Origin of the sequence: Acetobacter nitrogenifigens DSM 23921 = NBRC 105050, from assembly GCF_000429165.1 — a bacterium.
Taxonomy (GTDB): Bacteria; Pseudomonadota; Alphaproteobacteria; order Acetobacterales; family Acetobacteraceae; genus Acetobacter; species Acetobacter nitrogenifigens.
Genome location: NZ_AUBI01000001.1, coordinates 163,918 through 186,477, shown reverse-complemented (window position 1 = coordinate 186,477; position 22,560 = coordinate 163,918). Strand labels below are relative to the sequence as shown.

General features: G+C 61.1%; 19 protein-coding genes. 12 read left to right on the top strand and 7 right to left on the bottom strand.

Annotated features, from left to right (window positions below; translation table 11 throughout):
• Positions 1–43: 43 nt before the first annotated feature.
• The 5 genes from hemB to ubiG form a co-directional block, all read right to left on the bottom strand.
• A complete protein-coding gene (gene hemB, locus G442_RS0100875; RefSeq protein ID WP_026396465.1) occupies positions 44–1,039 on the bottom strand; it encodes a porphobilinogen synthase in 996 nt (331 codons plus the stop codon).
• A gap of 372 nt (positions 1,040–1,411) precedes the next feature.
• Positions 1,412–2,152 carry a hypothetical protein gene (locus G442_RS0100865; RefSeq protein WP_146882065.1) on the bottom strand — a complete coding sequence of 247 codons (741 nt, stop codon included), beginning with the start codon at positions 2,150–2,152 and terminating at the stop codon, positions 1,412–1,414.
• Positions 2,153–2,893: 741 nt separating this feature from the next.
• Positions 2,894–3,307 carry a PAAR domain-containing protein gene (locus G442_RS20230; protein WP_084440277.1) on the bottom strand — a complete coding sequence of 138 codons (414 nt, stop codon included), beginning with the start codon at positions 3,305–3,307 and terminating at the stop codon, positions 2,894–2,896.
• Between the two features lie 69 nt (positions 3,308–3,376).
• Positions 3,377–3,802 carry a DcrB-related protein gene (locus G442_RS0100855; RefSeq protein WP_026396462.1) on the bottom strand — a complete coding sequence of 142 codons (426 nt, stop codon included), beginning with the start codon at positions 3,800–3,802 and terminating at the stop codon, positions 3,377–3,379.
• Between the two features lie 67 nt (positions 3,803–3,869).
• Positions 3,870–4,619, bottom strand: coding sequence for a bifunctional 2-polyprenyl-6-hydroxyphenol methylase/3-demethylubiquinol 3-O-methyltransferase UbiG (gene ubiG, locus G442_RS0100850; RefSeq protein WP_026396461.1), 750 nt, complete (start codon positions 4,617–4,619; stop codon positions 3,870–3,872).
• A 331-nt stretch (positions 4,620–4,950) separates the two neighbouring features.
• Here ubiG and G442_RS0100845 point away from each other — a divergent pair, with 331 nt between their 5' ends.
• From G442_RS0100845 to G442_RS0100805, 8 genes are all read left to right on the top strand, one after another.
• Complete coding sequence (locus tag G442_RS0100845; RefSeq protein ID WP_026396460.1) at positions 4,951–6,204, top strand: aspartate kinase; 1,254 nt, start codon at positions 4,951–4,953, stop codon at positions 6,202–6,204.
• Positions 6,205–6,211: 7 nt separating this feature from the next.
• Positions 6,212–7,282 carry an NAD(P)H-dependent flavin oxidoreductase gene (locus G442_RS0100840; RefSeq protein WP_026396459.1) on the top strand — a complete coding sequence of 357 codons (1,071 nt, stop codon included), beginning with the start codon at positions 6,212–6,214 and terminating at the stop codon, positions 7,280–7,282.
• Positions 7,283–8,674 carry a helix-turn-helix domain-containing protein gene (locus G442_RS20225; RefSeq protein ID WP_051291772.1) on the top strand — a complete coding sequence of 464 codons (1,392 nt, stop codon included), beginning with the start codon at positions 7,283–7,285 and terminating at the stop codon, positions 8,672–8,674.
• A gap of 201 nt (positions 8,675–8,875) precedes the next feature.
• Complete coding sequence (gene ispG, locus G442_RS0100830; protein ID WP_026396458.1) at positions 8,876–10,036, top strand: flavodoxin-dependent (E)-4-hydroxy-3-methylbut-2-enyl-diphosphate synthase; 1,161 nt, start codon at positions 8,876–8,878, stop codon at positions 10,034–10,036.
• A gap of 106 nt (positions 10,037–10,142) precedes the next feature.
• Complete coding sequence (gene hisS / locus G442_RS20220) at positions 10,143–11,456, top strand: histidine--tRNA ligase (protein WP_084440276.1); 1,314 nt, start codon at positions 10,143–10,145, stop codon at positions 11,454–11,456.
• Complete coding sequence (prfA, locus tag G442_RS0100815; RefSeq protein ID WP_026396457.1) at positions 11,453–12,511, top strand: peptide chain release factor 1; 1,059 nt, start codon at positions 11,453–11,455, stop codon at positions 12,509–12,511. The genes hisS and prfA overlap by 4 nt, the downstream gene beginning before the upstream one ends.
• A 74-nt stretch (positions 12,512–12,585) precedes the next feature.
• Complete coding sequence (locus tag G442_RS0100810; RefSeq protein ID WP_026396456.1) at positions 12,586–15,573, top strand: ligand-binding sensor domain-containing diguanylate cyclase; 2,988 nt, start codon at positions 12,586–12,588, stop codon at positions 15,571–15,573.
• A 570-nt stretch (positions 15,574–16,143) separates the two neighbouring features.
• Positions 16,144–16,797: a hypothetical protein gene (locus G442_RS0100805; RefSeq protein WP_026396455.1), complete on the top strand. Its 654-nt coding sequence runs from the start codon at positions 16,144–16,146 to the stop codon at positions 16,795–16,797.
• Positions 16,798–16,894: 97 nt separating this feature from the next.
• Here G442_RS0100805 and G442_RS0100800 read toward each other — a convergent pair whose 3' ends face one another.
• Positions 16,895–17,257, bottom strand: a complete 363-nt coding sequence (locus tag G442_RS0100800) for a hypothetical protein (RefSeq protein ID WP_246789279.1) — start codon at positions 17,255–17,257, stop codon at positions 16,895–16,897.
• 296 nt (positions 17,258–17,553) lie between these two features.
• Between G442_RS0100800 and prmC the strand changes: the two genes are divergently transcribed.
• Complete coding sequence (prmC, locus tag G442_RS0100795) at positions 17,554–18,462, top strand: peptide chain release factor N(5)-glutamine methyltransferase (RefSeq protein ID WP_246789278.1); 909 nt, start codon at positions 17,554–17,556, stop codon at positions 18,460–18,462.
• 1,011 nt (positions 18,463–19,473) lie between these two features.
• Positions 19,474–19,905, top strand: coding sequence for a DUF4167 domain-containing protein (locus G442_RS20215; RefSeq protein WP_051291771.1), 432 nt, complete (start codon positions 19,474–19,476; stop codon positions 19,903–19,905).
• Between the two features lie 86 nt (positions 19,906–19,991).
• On the opposite strand, the gene G442_RS0100780 is transcribed toward G442_RS20215, so the two are convergent.
• Positions 19,992–21,065 (bottom strand): alkene reductase, encoded by a 1,074-nt coding sequence (locus G442_RS0100780; protein ID WP_026396451.1) that lies wholly within the window; start codon positions 21,063–21,065, stop codon positions 19,992–19,994.
• Positions 21,066–21,280: 215 nt separating this feature from the next.
• On the opposite strand from G442_RS0100780, the gene G442_RS0100775 reads away from it, so the two are divergent.
• Positions 21,281–21,619, top strand: coding sequence for an ArsR/SmtB family transcription factor (locus G442_RS0100775; protein ID WP_026396450.1), 339 nt, complete (start codon positions 21,281–21,283; stop codon positions 21,617–21,619).
• A gap of 204 nt (positions 21,620–21,823) precedes the next feature.
• The gene (rpsD, locus tag G442_RS0100770; protein WP_026396449.1) at positions 21,824–22,441 is read left to right on the top strand and encodes a 30S ribosomal protein S4; all 618 of its coding nucleotides are present in this window, start codon (positions 21,824–21,826) and stop codon (positions 22,439–22,441) included.
• Positions 22,442–22,560 lie beyond the last annotated feature (119 nt).

Below are 22,560 nucleotides of genomic sequence, written 5' to 3'. Positions count from 1 at the left end.
TCGGGTTTCAATGCCAATGATACGACTCCCGGTTGGGGGCGCATCACCCCCGTCGCAGATATTCGGCGGCCTCAACGGCGAAATACGTCAGTACGCCGTTGGCGCCAGCGCGTTTGAACGCCAGAAGGCTTTCCATCACCGCACGCTCCCGATCCAGCCAGCCATTAACGATGGCCGCCATCAGCATCGCGTATTCGCCGGAGACCTGATAGGCGAAGGTCGGAACGGAGAAACGTTCGTGAACGCGGCGGATGATGTCGAGATACGGCATCCCCGGCTTGACCATGACCATGTCCGCGCCTTCGGCAAGGTCAGCCGCCACTTCCCGCAACGCCTCGTCGGAGTTGGCCGGATCCATCTGGTAGGTCTTTTTGTCGCCCTTCAACAGGCCGCCAGAGCCGAGCGCATCGCGGAACGGGCCGTAGAAGGCGCTGGCGTATTTGGCGGCGTAGGACATGATTCGCGTGTCGATCAGTCCATGTTCGTCGAGATCGCGACGGATGGCCTCGATGCGACCATCCATCATGTCGGAAGGAGCGATGATGTCTATGCCCGCAGCAGCCTGATTGGTGGCCTGACGGGCAAGGATCGCGACAGAGTCGTCGTTGACGACATAGCCGTTGCGAATCAGCCCGTCATGGCCGTGGCTGGTGTAGGGGTCGAGCGCGACGTCGCCGATCAGCCCTACATGAGGAAATTCTTTCTTCAGCAGCCGCGCCGCGCGGCACATCAGATTGTCTGGGTTGAGCGCTTCCGTTCCATGTTCATCCCGCAATTCCGTCGGCGTGATCGGAAACAGCGCCAGCGCTGGAATGTCCAGTTTCACGGCCTCTTCGACGTGTGCCGCGAGCCGATCGAGCGTGACCCGCTGCACGCCCGGCATGGAGACGACGTCGGTGACTGCGCCTTCACCTTCCATCACGAAGATCGGCCAGATCAGGTCGTCCACCGACAGGGCGTTCTCCGCCACGAGCCGACGCGTGAACCGGTCATGGCGGTTGCGGCGAAGGCGGGTCAGGGGAAAACGTCCGAGGGACATGCGGCGGCTCCTTCTGCGCGGCCCGGGGGAGGCGTCCACCCGCGGGCCATATGATTTATGGCGCGTCACAGGGCGCTGCGACCTGCGAGCGGCCGGACTATGGGCCGGTTCGCCGCGTGATGGAATGGGGGCAGGCTGGGGGCAGGTCATCAGAACGACCATAGGTTGCCTTGCGCGCGCTGGTCAGCATGGTGTCGGCGGCCCTCGCCCGTCCATGAAGCCAGGGCGTTCCGTTTTGTAGCTGCTTGATTTGTCGAGTGGGGGAGCGATCACCGAAGAAAATCAAAACGATGGAGTTTCGTGCTGTAAGGTGCTGGCGCCTGGCAATATTTCCCCTGCGTCACTTAACGCGAGCCCAAAGACCAATTTCGTCTAATGTGTTGCACGGGCCTTGTGCATGACGTCATTGCTGACCGACGCAGCGATCTGAGTCTGTTCGGCATGTGCATCCTGCGCCGGATCGGCGGCATACAGGGCGCGGAGTACGGCGTCGTCGAGCGGTGTCATAAGCGAAGGGGCTTTCGATTGGAAACGTCCTTCGTCGTACAGGCTCATGATCGAGTTCTGGTTGAAATTTTCGCCAAGCGCCGGCGTGGCGAGCACGACGAACGCCACATAATCGGCGAGTTGCCCCCAGGATGCGCCGGCCGCCAGATTCTGATCGACGATCACGATCGAAAACGTCGTGCGGAGCAGAGTCCCCTTGTTGTCAAACTTCGCCGACTGGGCCGAGGCGTCTCCCCAGGCGCCATTGGAATACTGCAGGCTGGTGCTGCGATACCAGCGCACGGGGCGATCCTGCCGCAGTTGCGCGACTATACGACGATCCGGCGGCTCGAAATCCTGCTTGCTGACATGGCTTGAATCGTAACCATCGCCTAGCGTGGGCACGCCCTTGTCGATCGCGTCAAACATGGCGCTACCATTTTCACTGAAGATGATGAACGCGTTTTTCGTCTTGCAGGTAGCTGGCAATTCGGGGATGACTGCGCGGGCGGCCCTGTCCAGATGCTTGAGAACTATTCCCTGAAAGGGCTCTTCCAGCCCCAGAACCCCTGGACAGAACGCCGAATCCCATCGGGGCAGTTGGGCGTCCCATTGGCCCGACGCCATTTTCCGGATTTCATGAAGCACGATTTTCGGAGACAGACCGTACACAGTGACGGTTGTGTCTGGCGCAGCGGCGGCAGGCGCAATGCTGAATATTGAAAAAGAGAAATATATCCATTTAATTTTTTTAAATTTCATGAATATTTACTCAGTTCGCTTTCTTTGAGTGATTTTAATGGAGGGCTCGAAGGGAAATTGAGCGCCTTTCATAATTGACCGTAGTCAGGCCTTATGGTTAATGCAGACATCCTAGGGTAACAATATTGCCTTGTTATTTGTTATGTTTCAAGATCGTTTTTATTTTCCCGCGGATGTAATCAATCGCGAGGCGTCCTTGACGCCGTCGGAGAAAAACAGATGGCGCGCTAAACTGCATTGCCGTTTGGGGTTGCTGGTTGCGCACAAGGCTATAACTTGTTGCTTGGCGGCTCACTGTAAGATATTTCTGGGAATGATCAAAAAATTGTCGTTATACGCTAAGTATATTTGGAATTTCAAAAATACAGCTCTGGGCTTTTCTGTAATGATTCTTGGTCATGGAGTGCGTGGCCCGCGCAATGCGTAGCCTTCAATCAGTTAGTAAAGCAGCACATGAATGGGCATCTTCGTTTATCGAATTTTGTCCGTTAGCCGGGCGTATTCTCGCAAATGCGCATGCACTAAACAACTTCCCTCTGCTGATGGACGGGTATTGGTAAGCCAAACCTTGTCGTTGATCGACCTGCATGTGTTTTCGAAAAGAGTTCAGCCTCCACTTTTGGCTGTGTTGCTCGGTTTATAGAACGGCGTTCCAGCCTTTGCCGCTGCGATCGCGCAGGGGACGCAGAAGGACGGCGGGCCACTTGCGCCAAAACTGGCGCTGTCGCCGATCAGGACGGTCGGGCATCCGGTCACAATACGGCCGCCATGCGCCGTCATATCCAGCATGCGAGCGGCGGGCAGGCCGTTGATGAGCACCGTTGGAGCGCCTTCGATGATCACATCAGGCGCGCCGACGCAGAAGCATCGGTCACTAACGCGTGCGGCAGGCATCCCTCCGATCAGAACGTTGGGCGAACCGGTCGGCAGAATCGGCCCTCCGACATGAGGGACGGGACCGTCGCACATTGGGCAGACATGTTCGTCGAGTATGCGGGCGGCGGGACGTGGCGCGGGCATCGCGTGCTCCTGAGGGCGAGGAGTGCGGGGTTTGTATAGTTTATGAGACGCAGGCCCCACAGTGAAGTCTTAACTTGCGGCGGTAAAGCGAAAACTGGATGCGATTGTGTTCAATGCAGCAAGTTGTTGCTGTGTAAAGGCGTTCGAGACTGTAGCCGTGAGTTTGAGCAGGGTTGCTTCCGCCTTGATGTAAACGACTCTCTGCTCGGCCGCTCCGTCTCCGCTATGGAGGCGAAGCGCGGCAATCGCCGCCGTTCGGCCATCGACTGTGTGCGGGCGCGTCCACAGACGCTCAAACCCGTCGTCTTCGCCATGGGCGAACTCGAGGTCCGCCTCCATCAACCGCTCGATCGTGTCGTCCGGCCCGGAGGGGCGACGGTTGATGGTGATCGAAAGCGATGAGCCGTCCTCCAGCGTTACGACAATTACATTGACGCTGTTATCCCGGAACTCGCCGGGAATATCGATCTCCGCTTCCTGAAACACGTATCGCATACCACCACTGTAACGAGGCGCCGCCCGTCCGCACAGCGTGGCGGGCGGGAATAAAACGGTATTCCAGTCAGGATTTCAGAAACGAAGCGATGTAGTTGACCCCAAGATCACGGCTCTCGCGCCAGTGGTTTCCAAGAAGGTCCGGCGTCATTCCCGCCATCGCCTCCAGTTGCAGCCCTGCGCGTCTGCCATAAGCGCCCAGTTCCGACGGCGTGACGAACTTCTTCCAGTCATGGGTGCCGATCGGCAACAGCCGCATGACGTATTCCGCGCCGATCTTTGCAAACGCGAAGGAGCGTGGCGTCCGGTTCATGGTGGAGACGAACACGCGTCCCTGCGGCGCGGTCAGGCGGGCGAGCATCGCCACGAATGCGGCCGGGTCGGTCACATGCTCAATGATCTCGAGCCCCACGACGGCGTCGAACGCAGCCCCTTCCTCAACCAGCGTCTCCGCGCTGCCGACCCGGTAGGCGAGGGAGCCTGAGCCGGGCGGCAACGGATTTTCTTCGAGGTGACGCCGGGCGGCTGCTACGCCTTCGCTCGCCGCGTCGAGACCCAGAACGTCATGCCCGGCGCGAGCCAGGGCCTCGCTCGCCAGCCCAGCGCCGCAGCCGAGGTCGAGAACGCGCAGACGCCCCTGCTTCCGGGCGCGTTGAGGCAGTCGTCTGTCGATCCAGCCGATCCGCAGGGGGTTCATGGCGTGGAGCGGCCTCATTGGGCCGCGCGGGTCCCACCACTCCCGCGCGATTGCGGCGAAGCGAGCGATTTCCTCTGGAGAGACCGATGCGCCCGTAACCTGCGCATCGTCGTCGTGCATTCCATGGCGACCGGCCTCCGGCGCGAGTGCTTCTTGGGCAGGATGCATTGAACAGCGCCTTTTCTTCTGCGGTCGCGGCTGGACGGAAGTTCAGCCGGGGTTTATGTGACGCCGCTTGCACGCCTTCGCAATGGCCGCCGCGCCGGGAATGAATCCACCCACATAGGTGCGTTCAGCCTCCGGCCGCAACCGGTTGTGAAGACGGCGGCAGGGATACGGCGGTCGTATCGGACAACAGCAGACAGCCGTCTTCGCTCCGGCGCCGGAAGTCCCGGACCGGGACGCGGGCGGATATCGCCGCGCAAGCGGCGGGCACGGAGCAGGCGTTATTATGGAGCGTAAAGCACCCCGGATCGTCATGAAGTTCGGCGGCACGTCCGTGGCCGATCTCGACCGGATACGCGCCGTCGCCGAGCGTGTTCGCGCGGAAGTTGAGGCGGGGCGCGAGGTCGCCGTGGTCGTCTCTGCGATGGCGGGCGTCACCAACCAGCTGGTCGGCTACTGTCAGGCTTTGTCGCCGCTTCACGACGCCCGCGAATACGACGCCGTCGTCGCCACAGGCGAGCAGGTGACGAGCGGCCTTCTGGCGATCGCCCTGCAGACGTTGGGCGTCGATGCGCGGTCATGGCATGGCTGGCAGATTCCGCTCCGCACTGACGATGCGCATGGCAGGGCGCGCATCGCGACGATTGACGGAGACGCGCTGATTTCCGGCATGCGGGCCGGTCAGGTGCCTGTGATCGCCGGCTTCCAGGGCATCGGTCCAGACTGGCGCGTCACGACCTTGGGGCGTGGCGGGTCTGACACGTCCGCCGTTGCGATCGCCGCCGCGGTTAACGCCGATCGTTGCGATATCTATACGGACGTGGACGGCATTTACACGACCGATCCCCGGATCGTTGCGAAGGCGCGCAAGCTCGATAAAATTACGTATGAAGAAATGCTGGAACTGGCGTCGGTCGGAGCCAAAGTGCTTCAGACCCGCAGCGTCGAACTGGCGATGAAAGAACGGGTTCGGGTGCAGGTGCTGTCCAGTTTCGCCGACGGCGCGGCGACTGCGGATGGCGAAACGCCGGGCTCGCTGGTGGTGGATGAGGACGAAATCGTGGAACAGGAACTTGTCACGGGCATCGCGTATTCACGCGATGAGGCCAAGGTGTCGATGCGGCGCATTCCGGACAGGCCGGGCATAGCCGCTGCGATTTTCGGTCCGTTGTCTGAAGCCAACATCAACGTCGATATGATCGTCCAGAGCACGGGCGAGGACGGCATGACCAACATGACGTTCACGACCAGCAAATCGGATCTCGGTCGCGCTATCGCGCTGATGGAGGCCGCCCATGACGAAATCCAGTATGGCGAACTGCTGACTGACGACGCTGTGGTCAAGGTCAGCGTGGTCGGCGTGGGCATGCGCTCGCATGCGGGCATCGCGAACACGATGTTCCGCACGCTATCGGATCGCGCGATCAATATTCAGGTTATCTCGACGAGCGAAATCAAGGTGTCCGTGCTGATTGCAGCCGAATACGCCGAACTCGCCATCCGCGCACTGCATACGGCGTACGGCCTTGACGCAGCCTGAGCCCGCCATGAGCGCGAATACTGTCGAGGCGGCGGACGACGCGCAAAGGCGCGCCGTCGCGCGGGCGGAGCTCGACCGGCTGTGGTCGCGCGGCGCGCGGTTCCTCGGGGTCGATTACGCCATCCTTGGCGGCGCGATGTCGTGGGTCAGCGAGCGCAATCTGGTCTCTGCGATTTCCAACGCAGGCGGCTTCGGCGTGATCGCCTGTGGCGCGATGAACCCGGCGCAGCTGGAGGCCGAGATCGCCGCAACGCAGGCTCTGACGACGAAGCCGTTCGGCGTGAACCTGATCACCATGCATCCGCAACTCGACGAGCTGGTTCAGGTGTGTCTGCGGGCCAAGGTGGGGCATATCGTTCTGGCTGGCGGCATTCCTCCCGGGGCTGCGATTCGTGCGGCGAAAGACGGAGGAGCGCAGGTTATCGCGTTCTCTCCTGCCCTGGTGCTGGCGAAGCGTTTGATTCGCATGGGAGTCGACGCTCTTGTGATCGAAGGCGCTGAAGCTGGCGGGCATGTCGGTCCGGTCTCCCTGACCGTGCTGGCGCAGGAGATTCTCCCGCATATTTCGGACGTGCCGGTCTTTGTCGCCGGCGGCATTGCGCGCGGCGACGCCATTGTCGGTTTTCTTGAGCAGGGAGCCTCCGGCGCGCAGCTCGGGACGCGATTTGCGGCCTCTTCCGAGAGCATTGCGCACGAGCGTTTCAAGGCGGCGTTCATTCGCGCGTCGGCGCGCGACGCGATGACGACGGTGCAACTGGATCCGCGCTTTCCTGTTATTCCTGTTCGTGGTCTGGTGAACGAGGGAACGCAGCGCTTCCTCGATCATCAGGCGGAAACGCTGCGCCGTTTTCAGGCGGGTGAGTTCAACAAGGAAGAGGCCCAGCTGGAAATCGAACATTTCTGGGCCGGGGCCTTGCGTCGCGCCGTCGTGGATGGTGACGTCGAGACCGGATCGGTGATGGCGGGACAATCGGTGGGCATGGTGCGATCAGTCCAGCCTGTGGCGGAGATCATTGCCGACCTCATCGATCAGGCCGTGACGTCGCTGATGCGTCGGAGCAGCGGGCGGGAGCACTGAATGAGTGTGGTGGAGGCTGCGGATCGCGAGAAGATGACGGCCGGGCAGCGCGTCGGGGAGACGTTGCCTGACGCGTCGCTCGTCGACGGCGCTGAATCTGCGCCGCAACCGCCGCCGCTTCCTGACGTGGCGGCCGTGGGCGTCGGGCCTGCGTTGCGTCTCCGCCGCGAGCAGCTAGGCTGGGCGCTTCCTGACGTCGCAGCGTGGTTGCGTATTCGTCTGTCTTATCTCGAAGCTTTGGAGAGCGGGCAGGCGAACGCGCTGCCCGGAAACGCCTACGCTCTCGGTTTCCTGCGCACTTACGCAAGCGCTATGGGATTCTCGCCGGAGCAGGTCGTCGCTCGCTTCAAACGCGATGCGAAGGGCGTAGAGCGTAAGCCGGAACTCGCGTTTCCTGTGCCCGCGCCCGAGCGCAGCGTCCCGGCGGGGGCGATCGTGTTCGCTGGCATTGCGGTGATAGTGGCTGCCTATGTTGGGTGGTATGTCATGGTCGGACATGAGCCGACCGCTCTCGAGCGGGTGCCTCCGGTTGCGAGCGTGCTGCCCGGCATGGCGCACGGTCCGTCGCCGTCGCCGCAGATTGCCTCTGTGATGCCCCGGTCCGGCCCTTCGCCTCTTCCTCCCGACAGACAGCCTCACGTGGCCGTTCTTGCTCCGGTTGCGCAACAGGAGAATGCCGCTGCTCCGGATGGGCGAGTCGACGCCCCGCAGGGTGCAGCCCCTCCATCTGTCGTTCCTCCTGACACGGCTGTTACATCTGCCCAGGGCGCTTCTGAGGCAGCCGCTCCGGGCGTCCCGGAGACGGCTCCGGCTCTCTCCACGCCGAGCATCCGGGCCTCGGCGGCCAGTTGGGTGCAGGTCCGCGATGGGGCCGGAAAAGTGGTCTATGACCATGTGATGCAGTCTGGCGACGTATGGTCCGCTCCCGCCGATGGCGGCCCGTTCACGTTTACGGCGGGCAATGCGGGCGGAGTGGCGTTGGCGCTTGGCGATCTCGTGACGCCGCCTCTTGGTCGCAACGGGTCCGTTCGTCGTAATATCGTCCTGTCATCCGACGCAATTCGCGAAACGGCGGCGGCTTCTCCAGAGGCGAGCGTAGGCACGGGGCTCCCGGCGTCCGGCGCTGCTGCTGCTCGCCAGACGCCTGCACAGCTGGCCCCGTCGACTTCGGGCGGGGCGGCTCCCCCGCTCTCTGAGGGGGGGGCGGTTGCAGCTTCGTCGGTGAACTCGGACGGCGGGCAAAATCCATCGATTCAGGTCGCTCCGGTTCGGCGGTCGGCCCCAAAGCCGCCCGCACGACGGGAACCGACGGCGGACGAACTGAACGCGATGCAGCTTCGCGGAACGGTGGCGGCGCCTGCGGCGGCTGGTGGAGATGCGAATCGTCCCTGACCGGCGTGATGACACGCGCTGACGATGCCTTATGACAGTCGGCAGGACATTTTATGAAGGCCCGCATGGGTGTTCGGCGCTTGCTCTATGGCCATCATGCGCCAAATTTGGCAGGAAGAGCCGGATTGTCGGATTCGGAGCCTCGACGGCCTTCTTAACGGATTATGGCTCCGGCCTTCACCTCGACAGGAGGATTGAACGATGAGTGGCTATCGGCCCTATCAGTATATCGAGCGCCGCAAGTCGCGTCAGATTCACGTCGGCAAGGTCGCCGTCGGCGGCGACGCGCCGATCTCTATACAGACGATGACGAACACCCTGACCAGCGACGCCAAGGCGACAATCGAACAAATCCGTCGCGCCGAACTGGCGGGCGTTGATATCGTCCGCGTTTCGTGCCCGGACGAGGAAAGCACGGCGGCGCTCGCGGAGATCGTGCACGAAGTGAACGTGCCGATCGTCGCGGACATCCACTTCCACTACAAGCGCGCCATCGAGGCTGCGAAGGCTGGCGCGGCCTGCCTGCGCATCAACCCGGGCAATATCGGCAGCGCCGAGCGCGTGCGTGAGGTCGTGAACGCGGCGAAGGATCACAACTGTTCGATCCGTATCGGCGTCAACGCCGGTTCGCTGGAGAAGCATCTGCTGGAAAAATACGGCGAGCCGAACCCCGACGCGCTGGTCGAGAGCGCACTGGAGCACGCCAAAATCCTGCAGGACCACGATTTCCACGAGTTCAAGATCAGCGTGAAGGCGTCGGACGTGTTCCTCGCCGTCGCCGCTTATCAGCAACTGGCGGAAGCCTGCGACCATCCGCTGCATATCGGCATCACCGAGGCTGGCAGCCGCCGCGCGGGCACGGTGAAATCCTCGATCGGCCTTGGCAACCTGCTGTGGGCTGGCGTGGGCGACACCATGCGCGTCTCCCTTTCGGCCGAGCCGGAAGAAGAAGTGCTGGTCGGGTGGGACATTCTGAAGTCGCTCGGCCTGCGTCACCGCGGCGTGAAGATCATTTCCTGCCCGTCCTGTGCGCGTCAGGGGTTCAACGTGATCCAGACGGTCCAGACGCTTGAAGATCGCCTCGCGCACATCAAGACGCCGTTGACGCTTTCGATCATCGGTTGCGTCGTGAACGGGCCGGGCGAGGCGCTGATGACCGATCTGGGCGTCACCGGCGGCGGTTCCGGTCGCCATATGGTCTATTCGGCGGGCAAGCAGGATCACACTGTGCCTTCAGGCTCGATGATCGATCACGTCGTCGATCTGGTCGAGCAGCGCGTCGCGTTGATCGAGGCCGAGGCCGCCAAGGAAAAGGCGGAAGGCGTCGAGCCTGCGCTTCCGGACCTTGAGACCGTGAAATAAGTCTGAAATTCCCTCTCCGGATGGAGAGGGGCTATATCAAAAGCCTGCATCGCCCCGTCGGTCGCGACAACGCGGCGGGCGGGGCGTCTCTTTCGGAGACCCGCCAGTGAGCGCCGTTCAGCCCGTCCGTGGAACCCATGACCTCATCGGCGAGGAGCAGCGCCGCCACGCGCATGTTGTCGACACCGCCCGGACCGTCACGGGGCTCTACGGGTTCGAGGAATGGTCGACGCCGATCTTTGAGGAAACGGCCGTATTCGCTCGATCTCTTGGCGATACGTCGGATGTCGTCTCGAAAGAGATGTACACCTTTCCCGACCGGGGCGGAGAGTCCCTGACGCTTCGTCCCGAAGGCACGGCGGCTATCTGTCGCGCGCTGGTTACGAACGGTCTTACGCAATCCTTGCCGCAGAAGGTGTTCTATACCGGCCCGATGTTCCGCTACGAGCGGCCGCAGAAGGGGCGTTATCGGCAGTTCCACCAGATCGGCGCCGAGTTGATCGGCCCTGCCGAGCCTGTGGCGGACGCTGAGGCGATCGCCATGGGGCGAGACGTTCTCGGCGCCCTGGGCATTGCGGACGACGTGACGCTGGAGCTTAACACGCTGGGCGATCCTGAGAGCCGCGCCGCCTGGCGCAAGGCGCTGATCGACTATTTCTCCGACTTTCGCGACAGATTGTCGCAGGACAGTCAGGATCGTCTCGATCGTAATCCCTTGCGTATTCTGGACAGCAAGGCCCCGGAGGATCGGGCGCTTCTTCCTGATGCGCCGATGCTCGCCGATTATCTGAACGATCATTCCCGACGCTTCTGGGACGGGCTTCGGACGGCGCTGCAGGCGTTTGGCGTGCCGTTCGTCGAAAATCCGCGCATCGTGCGGGGCCTCGATTATTACAGCCACACCGCGTTCGAATTCGTGACGACGCGGCTTGGCGCTCAGGGCACGGTGCTGGCGGGCGGCCGCTATGAAGGGTTGGTCGCCGAAATGGGCGGCCCGCAGACGCCCGCCATCGGCTGGGCGGGCGGGGTAGAACGTCTGGCCATGCTGCTCGAGAACGCGCCCGAGAAAGAAGCGCCTGTCGTCGTGATTCCTGTGGGCGATGCGGCGGAGGCGCCCGCAATCGGCGTGCTGACGCGTCTGCGTTATGCGGGGCTGCGGAGCGAGATGGCCTATCGGGGCAATCTCAAGAAACGCATGGAGCGTGCGAACCGGGTCGGCGCTTCGCATGTCGTGATCCTTGGGGAGGCCGAGGTCGCGAAAGGCGTCGTTCAACTGCGAGATCTCTCGTCTGGCGAACAGAGCGAGATATCGGTCGATCGTCTGATCGAGACGCTGGGCGAGGCTCCGTTGCGGGCGACCGTGCGTGAATATCTCGGCGCTATTCTGCCGCCTGGCCTGTCAGCCGGGGAGGGCGCGTGAGTCTCGACGATCGGCTCGACCGCATCGTCGCCCGGGCCGAGGAACTTGAGGCGCTGCTCGCCAGTGGCGTGACTGGAGACGGCTTCACCAGCGCGTCGCGAGAATATGCGGAACTGGAGCCGCTGGTTTCTCGGGTCAGCGCGCTGCGTGAGGCACAGGGCGAGGCGCGCGACGCCGAAATGCTCATGGCCGATCCGGAAATGAAGGCGCTGGCGGAAGCCGAGTTTCACGATCTCAAGGATCGGATTGAGACTCTGCGCCAGGAAGTGCGTCTGGCCATGTTGCCGCGCGATGCTGCGGACGATCGCAGTGCGATTCTGGAAATCAGACCCGCCGCCGGAGGCGACGAGGCGGGGTTGTTCGCGGCGGAATTGTTCGGGCTTTACCGGCGTTATGCCGATCTGCGCGGCTGGCGCTTTGAGGTCATGGAATATGACGAGAGTGAGCTTGGCGGTCTTAGGGAAGGGATCGCGACGATCACCGGGCGGGGCGTTTTCGCGCGGTTGAAATATGAATCGGGCGTGCACAGGGTGCAGCGTGTGCCCGCGACCGAAAGTCAGGGACGGATTCACACATCCACCGTCACGGTGGCCGTTCTGCCGGAAGCTGAGGAAGTCGACGTGCAGATCGACGAGAGCGACCTGCGCATCGACGTGTATCGCGCGTCCGGCGCTGGTGGGCAGCACGTCAACAAGACCGAGAGCGCGGTGCGTATCACCCACATTCCTTCGGGCGTCGTCGTGGCGATGCAGGAGGAGAAGAGCCAGCACAAGAACCGCGCCAAGGCGATGAAGATCCTGCGGGCGCGGCTGTATGAGCAGCAGCGCGCTGACCTGCACGCTACGCGTGCGGCTGACCGGCGGTCGCAGGTCGGGACAGGCGACCGGTCGGAGCGGATACGGACCTATAACTTTCCGCAGGGGCGCGTCACGGATCACCGGATCGGCCTTACGCTGCACAAGATCGACCGGATCATGCTCGGCGAGATCGACGACATTGTCGACGCGCTGACACAGGAGGAGCAGGCTGCGCTGCTCGTCGCCGAGGGACTGTAGGAACCGGGCAGCTTAACTGACCGATAAGGGTAGCTCGCTAAAATTGAGACTGGATCTGTAAAGAGGCAGTCTCGTTGTCCGCATGGCGTCGCGTCACCACCGCGTTTCATGATTCTTTCGGGGGGTTCCGCCACATCGGGCGTCGTGAGCCGCGCACGACGTATCGGGCTGTCGGCTGTTTTCCCGTGTTTTTCATTTTGACGATGCTGGTTTGTCAGATTTCGTCAGTCTGGGCGCAAACTTTTCGTATGTTCGATGGCCTGCCGGGAGCTGCGGCAGGCTCGGGAGAGGCCTTCGCTCAAGACGGCGACGGCTTCATGTATGCTGGCGACCGCACAGGCCTTTATGTCAGCTCCGGCGGAGCGTTCACACGAGTTGCGACCCCGCAAGGGGATTCGTTTGGCGCGGTAAGGGCGATCGCCGCAGCGAACGATGGGACCTTGATGATAGCCGGGGCGTCGGACTTTCTGGTGCGAGAGTACGGCAGGGTCGTATCGGCGGGACTTCCAGCAAGCGCGCTGTCGGGGCCACTGCCACCACAGATATTGGCTTTTCAACGTGGTTTCGTGGTTCTGGCTGGCGCGGGCGCCGTGAAAGGCGGCGGACTCTGGCTGGTGCGCCCGAGGGGGCTGGCCCCGGAAGTGGAGAGTCTGTCCGGGACGATTTCAACTGGCGTGACGGCTGGTGGCGACGTGCTTTCGTCGCGATCTCTTCATGGAATTTTTGTTGACGGAGACGCGCTGTGGATTGGATGCGGCGATGAGATCTGTCGTTATCGTGACGGCTCCATCACTGTCTTTGGAGTTTTGGCTGGTGTGCCGCCGGACGCATGGACGGCTTTCGCGGGTGCGCCGGATGGCGGCGTATTCGCTCGGAGCATAAGTAAGTTCCTGCGGTTGAATGCCGAAGGCCACGCGCTGGTTGAAAAAATTCCACCTCCGCCTCAATTTTTTAACGACCGATCGCATCGACTTTTTCTCGTGGACGCGCCCGGTGGATCGATTGTCACACCCGGCGGGAAGTCACTGATCGTGAGAGCCCCGGATGGGCGTTGGAGCGAAATGTCGTGGCGCAAGGATTTGCAACGGCCTGTGGTTACGTCAGCGTTTGCGGACCGGGAGGGCGGCCTGTGGTTTGGTGGGTTAAATCAGGGAGCGATCCGGGTCGCAGGTTTTTCTTTTTGGCATGACTATGGCGCTGAAGAGGGTTTTCCGGCGGAGCCTGTCTCAGTCGTTCGACGTGATAGCGAAGGCGAAATCTGGGTTGCGAGCAGAAACGGTCTGCTCCGTTACGCGGCGCGGGATGGGCGCGTGGACGAAAGTAAGGCGCCGGCCAGGTTCGACCTGCACGCGACGTCGCTCACGCGCACAGGCGATGGCGCTATTTGGGCGACGCTGGAAAAGGTGGGCCTCGCGCGCATCGAACCAGCAACCGGGCGCGTTACAAAGTTTCCAACGGCGGCGAAGCTCACCGGCACAACTGCGCTTGATTCCGCCGGGAGGCTTTGGATCGGCACGACAGACGGTTTGGCAAGGATCGACGATCCCTCTTCTCCGCCTGAGCATGTGCCGGCCCCCATTGCTTTGCAGGGCAGAAAAGTCAACGCGATAGAATTCGACCAATACGGCAATGTGCTCGCGCTCACGGATACCGTGCTTTTTCAACGTCTGAGCGGTGAACGCCGCTTTGCTCCAAAAGTGGATATCGTGGAACTCGGCATAGGCGCGGCGCGCACCATGACGGTCACGATGTCGAACGAGATATGGATCGCGGGAGAGCATGGCGATCTGCGCAAGCTCACTTTGTCAGACGATGCAGGGCCTGGTGTGGCGGGTTTTTCTCAATCACGCTCGGCTCAATCGGGAGGGGCGGCTCTTTTTCGGGATAGCCGCGGCTGGATATGGATCGGAGGCGATGGTCTTGATGTGCTGACGCCTTCCGGGCGGAGGCATTTCGATACCGAAAGCGGGTTGGTGTCGAACCAGATTTCCGTTCATGGCGTGAGTGAGGACGACAGCGGCGATATCTGGGTGGCGACGGATCAGGGGTTCTCTATGCTCCGGGTTACGGGCAGTCTTGCGCCGCAGCCATCGTTGCACACGCGTATCGTTTCGGCGGAGCTGGGGCAGGTTGATCTGACCAGAGCGGGGCGCGGGTGGGACGATCATGATCACCGCTTGCGTCTGGCTTTCGTGGCTCCGACATTCGTCGGGCAACGCCATTTGCGCTATCGTTATCGCCTGAGCGCGCTCGACGACGCTATCCGGGAAACGAGCAGGCAGGACGTTGAATATCCGGATTTTGACGGGTCGCGGGTCGCATTTGACGTTCAGGCGCTCGATGTGTCGGGCGGCCGCGCCGCGACTCCCGCAAGCATACTCGCGCGACGTGGAGGGAGAGCGCCGCCTTCGTCGAATGTGTGGGTGTGGAGCTGGGGGCTGGGCGCTTTGGCCCTTGTCGGGATTGGCGCCGTGTGTCGTCGGGCATTTCTCGCCCGGCAGAAAAATCTGGAAAAACTGGTTCGTGACAGAACTCGCATCATGGAGGAGGTACAGGAGCAATTGATCCGTCAATCCCGTATCGACTCTCTTACGGGATTGCTCAACCGTCGCGCCGTTCTTGAAGAATTCGATTATTTGGCGAGCGGTTCCGGTTCCGACGGGGTATTGGCGGTCGTTCTGATCGACCTCGATCATTTTAAATCGATAAATGATTCATACGGGCATCAGGGGGGTGATTGTGTTCTTCGTGAATATGGAGAGAGGCTAAGGCATCAGATACGCCCGGGCGTGTTCGCGGGGCGTTACGGCGGAGAAGAGTTGATTCTTGTTTTCTCGTCGACGGCGGGAGATGCAGAATCTGTGGCGGCGGACGTTGATGCGCTGCATAAGGTCTTGAAGGAACCGGTCATGCTTGAACCGGAGCGCATTATCGTGACCTGCAGTATTGGGGTCGCGGTGCGTGCACCGGGCGATACCGTGAATGCCTTGATCGGGCGAGCGGACCGCGCTCTTTACAGGGCAAAGCGAGGGGGGCGGGACCGTATCGTCGCAGCGGAGTAGCCAAGCGTCCTTCTATATTGGAATTTGGACGTTGGATAAAGGTTTTTTCGAATTAGGAAGCAGCGACGGCGTTGTGAGTCAAAATAAGCCGGTCTGAGTTCAGGATTCGAACGAGCGGGGGCACCGAATCAAACTGTCGTGTGGATTATCTTTATTCGGTCATCGTGTCGGTCTCGCATGCGGAGTCCTGATCGCATGTGACGGACTGCCGAAGTGGGGCGGGGAGGTTCGTCGTCAGAGTCTTCGTGGAGCGGGCGATCCTCCGGAGCAGATCGGTCCTCAAAGCTCGAGAGGAGCCATATCAGGTAGTCCGTTCGGCAAGCGTCCGGACATGGCGCATGCGGTTAAGCGCGGCCAGAAGCAGCATCCGCGCAGACGACGCGACACAGGAGGCGTGTAAAGCATTACGGGCGTCGCGTTTTAACGCTCGCAGCCGTATACACAGTCGCTTCAGTCGGTTTGATACCGGAAAACACAGCGCAATCTTCGACTGTATTCCCTGCCCTGTATGGTAGAGCAGGGTCAGAACGTCGCCCAACTATTTCCGTATGACGCTGTCTGGAGAATGTAATGACGAAAGTTGATCTTTCACTTATCCCGCCAGTCGACACGCTGACGTTTTCTCTGGCCGACGAGCAAGCAATCAAGCATGACACGGTAAAAATTACAGTCGATGTTCACGCTCTTAAAGGCGCTGACACGAGCGAGGCGGACTTACGACTCGCAATGCTCGAAGTCGTAAAGGCGTTTATCGCTACGGACGACTGGCGCCTGTCTCAAGCCCGAAGGGAGACACAGGCTACGGGAAATGAGACCGCTACTGTTACCGCGACGGTGCGAGTTCACGAATCTGAAAATTACGGCCTGAAGGAACGGGCCGAGCAGGTCTCTCGTCCCGGGCTCACATTGGCTCACCCCAGAGTCGACGCCTCGATACCGAATGACGTGGTTCAGGCTGCAGAAAGTTCCTTGCGCAAGAAATTGCTTGAGAAAGCAGTTCACGAGGCAACGGTGTTGAGTGGAGACGGTATGAATTGGGCGATCCATAAGCTCGATTTTGGCGACCTTCTCACCGAGACGCGGCAGGTGCGCGGGACGCCATTGGGCGCCGTAGCGGCTCCTGCTCCACAGGCCGCGAGGAGCCGCGTGGCGGCAGGCGAAGAAACGAATGCGAGCTCAACTTTGATCAAAATGAGTGTGGCGGTGATGCTCAGGCGCGCGTGAGCGGGGGCCTGAGGTCTCGCTTCAAAGGCTGTCGACCGTTTTTTGGTGATGCTTTTGGTGCGATACGTGACACGCGTATGACAGTCCGGGAATCGAATTAGCTTGTCGCTACCGAACATGCATTGGCCTTGCCGCGGGTGTGGTCCGCTGCATCAGGATCATTTGGGTCCGCCAGATAGAAATCCGTGAAGTCGTTGGCGCCCAGTGCTTCGAATACGCGGCCGTCCGGGTTATGAAGATGACCCACGCTGTCGACTGCGTGGGTCTCCGTTTTTCCGTCAGGGCGTCTGATGGTGATTTCGCCGCATAACGCATAACTATGCTCCGTGCGGCCTGCCGGCGTAGTCACCTTCGCGGATACGTTCGGGTGGTCTGCGTCAATGACGAAGGTGGCGACAAGCGCTCCATCGACGTAGAGGCGCGACTCTTCGGAGATTTCTGCTTCGGCGCGCCCGTCCACGACGTGAAACTCGCCTGCCCAAGCGGCAGATAGCGGGCATGCCAGGAAGAGGGCCGCAGAGGCCAGAAACAGCCTTTTTACCTTTCGTGACGCCATCGGTGTATGATTGAGGGCAGCCAACGAGTGGCAGGTGGACGGAAGCGCTATGGTCGTCATGTCCAATATATAAACTGACGGATGCTCTGTTTGAACAGTAAACATGACCAGCTTTTTCCGACGCCTGAGGGCGGAGAACTCCCCAGCGAGCAAAACAGCATGAGTCGGTCGCAGCTAAATGCTTCGGGAAACGATCCTCGATGACCGGGGAGCCGATGGCTGGCGCGGTGGACGCTACGACTGGCGGGGGAACTGCCCGCACGGTGGGGGAGTGGATCAACCTTGCTGCGGATATTCTCCGGGAGGCGGACGTGGAGGACCCTCGAAGAGAAGCTCGGCTGTTGTTTGAACTGGCTACTGGGACCGAGCCGCTGGAGCAGATCGCGCAAGGGCGATCCGTTCCCGCAGAGGTCGGCGATTTCATGAGTCTGGTTCGCAGGCGTGAGAAGAAGGAACCCATGGCGCATCTGTCAGGGCGCAAGGGGTTCTGGACGCTGGATATCGAAGTTACGCCGGACACCTTAATTCCGCGTGGCGACAGCGAAACGCTGGTCGAGGCTGTTCTGGATTTGCGCCCCGACCGAAGTGCTGTCGCGAACGTCCTTGATCTGGGGTGCGGTACGGGCTGTCTGCTGCTCGCTGTGCTCAGCGAATATCCGCATGCGTTTGGCGTCGGATTGGATCGGGTTCCCGCTGCAGCCGCCTTGGCCCGACGCAACGCGTCCCGGAACGCTCTGGATGATCGGGCGGCGTTCGTGGCGGGGAGCTGGACGCAATCGGTTCGCGGGCAGTTCGATGTCGTGCTGTCCAACCCGCCGTATATTCCGACGCCTGATCTGGACGCCCTGATGCTCGATGTCCGGCGATACGAACCGTTTAGCGCTCTGGACGGCGGGGCGGATGGCCTCGACGACTACAGGCGCATTATCCCGGCGCTTACGGAGTTGCTGGCGCCGGATGGTCTGGCAGTGCTGGAGATCGGCGTGGGGCAGGAGGAAAGCGTTCCGGCGATCGCCCGAGGGGTAGGGTTGGCCGTTTTTGATGTTCGGCGGGATTTGGGGGGCGTGCCACGGGCCGTGATGTTGGGACGTGGCTCCGGGGCAGGTTGACGCCTGACGGAACGTATCGCTGCGGTTAACGGATGAATTTTCCGGGTTCAATTCGCCACGCGTATCGTTCGATACGCCGCTAGGTCGCTTTAACTGATGCTCTGCGCCGAAATCATTGAACGGGAAGTCAGATTATCGAGTCATTCCCAGACGACGTGTCGGCAGGGCGTCGTTCTGGTTGATCGATTTGGTTGCCATGAGGCGCTGGATTTTTAATTGCTGTAATTAATCACGCAAGAGTCATGGTTTGATGAGAAACGTCTGAGCAAAGCGGCAGTATTTCCCTTTTCAATTGAACGAGATTGGGGCGTTCAATGATTGGGGGCAGCACGACCAACGGCAGTCAGCTTTTTTGTGATGGATGCGCCGAAATAGAGCGAAGCGAAGCCCACCATCTTCAGAAAACAGTTGAGGGGCATGAGTTCGTGCAGATCAGCTGCGGTCGTCAGGGCGGACTAAAAACTGGTGGAGCATGGTTGTTCTGGGGCGTTCGCCTTGAGATGCGGCAGATCTCAAGCCGAAAATTGGGTGACGGCCGACGAAAGGATAATAATCGGCGCAACGCCTGGTATTGTCGTTATTTTTCGGTTCAGAAGATTTTGGTGAGATACGGAGACGTCGCGACGCGGAATGACGTAGTTTCACGCATATGCGCTGGCCCCGAATTATCCGGTTGTTTTTCCGATCTCATGACGTGGGATTAATGGGCGGTATGTCGCGCAAGGGAAATGTGAAAACCGCTCACGAAGGACTTGGCTTGAGCGCTCGGTGGCGCTATGATCAAATTTCTGGAACATCGGACACTCCCGAATGGGTGTTTAGAGCGTTGATCGCAAAAACGCTTTAAGTCCGGTGGCGCCCAGCGCAGTTGCTCTATGTGGTGTCATGCCATAGGCAGCTTCAAGCCTTAGCCGGCAATATTAGACATCTGGTAGGCGAGGCGGCGTGAGAGAAACAATGCGCTCATCAAAGCGCTGATCTTCGCAAACAGGAAAGCATCGTGGCGACATCATGAATATGAAACGGATGCGTAACCATCGTCACCGGCCCGGGGGGAATGGCGGCGGAAGTGGGGCGCGCACTCACAACGGGCAGGTTCCGTTGAACCGTAACCATGTCTTCGACAGTAACGGTCCAGAAGTGCGCGTTCGCGGCACGGCCCAGCAGTTGTTCGAAAAGTACCTGCAATTGGGACGTGACGCGACCAGCAGCGGCGACCGGGTTACCGCGGAAGCCTATTTCCAGCATGCCGAACACTATTTCCGCATTCTGAATGCGATGACGCAGGCTGTGCAGCAGGCCCAGCAAGAGCGGCAGGAGCGTGTGGCTCGCACCCGCGTTCCATACGGAGCGTCTCAGGAGCAAGGTTCTGAAGAAGGCGATGAGCCGGGCGAATCTCGCCTCGGACAGGCCGCCGACTCAGAAGAGCTGGCTCCGTCCTGACGCTGTGAACCGACGGCCTCGCGCCGTCGGTTGCGTTTCGAGCCTCACATTCGGGAGGCTCTACGTCAAAGCGAAACGATCTGCGTTCACTCGACCGCAGGGTAGTCGATATAGCCTTCGGGTCCCTGCGAATACCATGTCTTCATATCGGCCTCGGCCAGCGGGAGCCCGTCCTTGATTCGGCGCGGCAAATCCGGATTGGCGATGAATGGTCGGCCGAAGCTGATGGCGTCGGCTACGCCGCTTTCCAGTGCTTTCTGCGCGGTTTCCGGCGAGTAATCGGAATTGAGAATGAGCACGCCGTCGAAGACCTCGCGTATGCGCGGGGAAAGCTTCGGCACGTCCGTGCTGCCAAACGTGCCGTCGGGTCCAGGCTCGCGAAGGCCGAGAGACGCGATGCCCAGGTCCGATAGCATCTTCGCTGCGGGCAGGAAGACGGCCGCTGGATCGCTGTCGTCGACGCCCTGGCTGTTCCCGTTAGGGGACAGTCTGACGCTCGTACGGTCGGCGCCGATGGTGGCGATTACGCGCTCGGTCACTTCCCGCAGCAGGCGGATACGGTTTTCTGGCGCTCCGCCATATGTGTCGTCGCGGTGGTTGACGCCGTTGCGCAGAAATTCGTCGAGCAGGTAGCCATTGGCCGCATGAATCTGCACGCCGTCGAAGCCTGCCGCTCGCGCATTTCGCGCTGCGCGCTCATAGTCTTCCAGCAGAGAGGGGATTTCTTCGATCCGCAGCGCTCTGGCGGGTGGATAAGGCTGCTTGCCTTCATATGTATGCGCCATGCCGGGAGCGGCGCCCGGTGATGACGAGACGGGATCCTGCCCGGTGACCGACGGATGGACGAGAAAGCCCATGTGCCAGAGTTGCGCAATGATGCGCCCGCCCTTGTCATGGACGGCTTTGGTCACCGGCTTCCATGCCTCGACCTGCTCGTCGGACCAGAGCCCCGGTGCGAAGGGCCAGCCGAGCCCTTGCCGGCTGATGCCTGTCGCCTCGGAGATGATAAGGCCCGCGCTGGCGCGTTGAGCGTAATACTCCGCCATGACGGGCGTCGGCACGTGCGTCCGTGTCGCCCGTGCGCGGGTCAGGGGGGACATCACGATACGATTGGGGGCGTCTATGGCCCCTATACGAATTGGGTCGAACAGGGTGGTCATGAAGGTCAATCCTTCCAGAGAGGGTGGCGTTGAGCCACGACTTACATTGTTCGATTATTTTCGAAATACAACCCCTGCCTCTTGATGTTATATAATGAACCTGAACTGAGGGGCGCGTGCTTGCGTGCTCTGCGCGTCGCTGAATATGTGGCGCGGTTGACGCTGTGGCGTTAACGTCGAATGAAATGGAATTGTTCGGGATACCGCAGGAAAATATGGTGCGATACGAACATCCGCCTATCAGCGCAGTATCTGCGCGTGACGTCTTCCAGGCGCTATCGGACCCGATACGTCTGGAGATCGTACGCCGCCTGGCGCGCCGAGGCGCTCAGAATTGCGCTGAACTTAGCGACGCCAGACCACGTTCGACGATGTCACATCACTTCAAGGTGTTACGGGATGCGGGGGTGGTGCGGACGCTGGCGCAGGGAACGGAGCACATCAACTCCTTGCGCGGCGATGAGCTGGAAAGTCGATTTCCCGGCATTGTCGCGATGATTTTGGACGAGAATGAGGAGCGGCCTAAGGCCGATGCTGCGGCCCTCGTGCGTTGACAGCTCTGCTGCTGTATCTTATATGCGCCGCCCATTGCCGGGAATGTGGACGGACCGGCCGACCGTAGTGGGTGCATGCTCCCCCGGGTCGGTAATACGGGCCGCGCCCGCTCTGCTCCGTTCCGGGGCAGGGACTACCGGCGCAACCGCGGATGATCCGGCCAGCCTGGATTGTCGAGCGAGAACAGAGAGTAGAGCGCGCAAATGAGCAAGCGCCTTGAGAGCAAGTACAAGATCAATCGCCGCCTTGGCGTAAACCTGTGGGGCCGCGCCAAGTCGCCGGTCAACAAGCGGGATTACGGTCCGGGCCAGCATGGCCAGCGCCGCAAGAGCAAGCCTTCCGACTTCTCTGTCCAGCTGATGGCGAAGCAGAAGCTGAAGGGCTACTACGGCAACATCAGCGAGAAGCAGTTCCGCAAGTACTATGAGGAAGCGGTGCGTCGCAAAGGCGACACGTCCGAGAACCTCATCAACCTGCTGGAGCGTCGTCTCGACGCGGTCGTCTACCGCCTGAAGTTCGCGATGACGCCGTTCGCCGCCCGTCAGTTCATCAACCACGGCCACGTGACGGTGAACGGCAAGAAGGTGAACATTCCTTCGTTCCTCGTCCGTGACGGCGACGTCATCGAGGTCCGCGAGAAGTCCAAGCAGCTTGCCATGGTGCTCGACGCGGCCCAGACCGGCGAGCGTGACGTTCCTGAGTACATGGAAGCCGATCATCGCCAGATGAAGGGCACCTTCGTGCGCGGTCCGAAGTTCGCCGACGTGCCGTACCCGGTGCAGATGGAGCCGAATCTGGTGGTCGAGTTCTACTCGCGCTGATCCCACGGAACGCCCCAGAGATTACCCCGGCCACTGCGGTCGGGTCGAGTATTCGGCGCCGGGCGGAGAGCATGCCTCTCCGTCCGGCGTCGCCGTTTCAGGGGTCTGCGTTCGGCAGA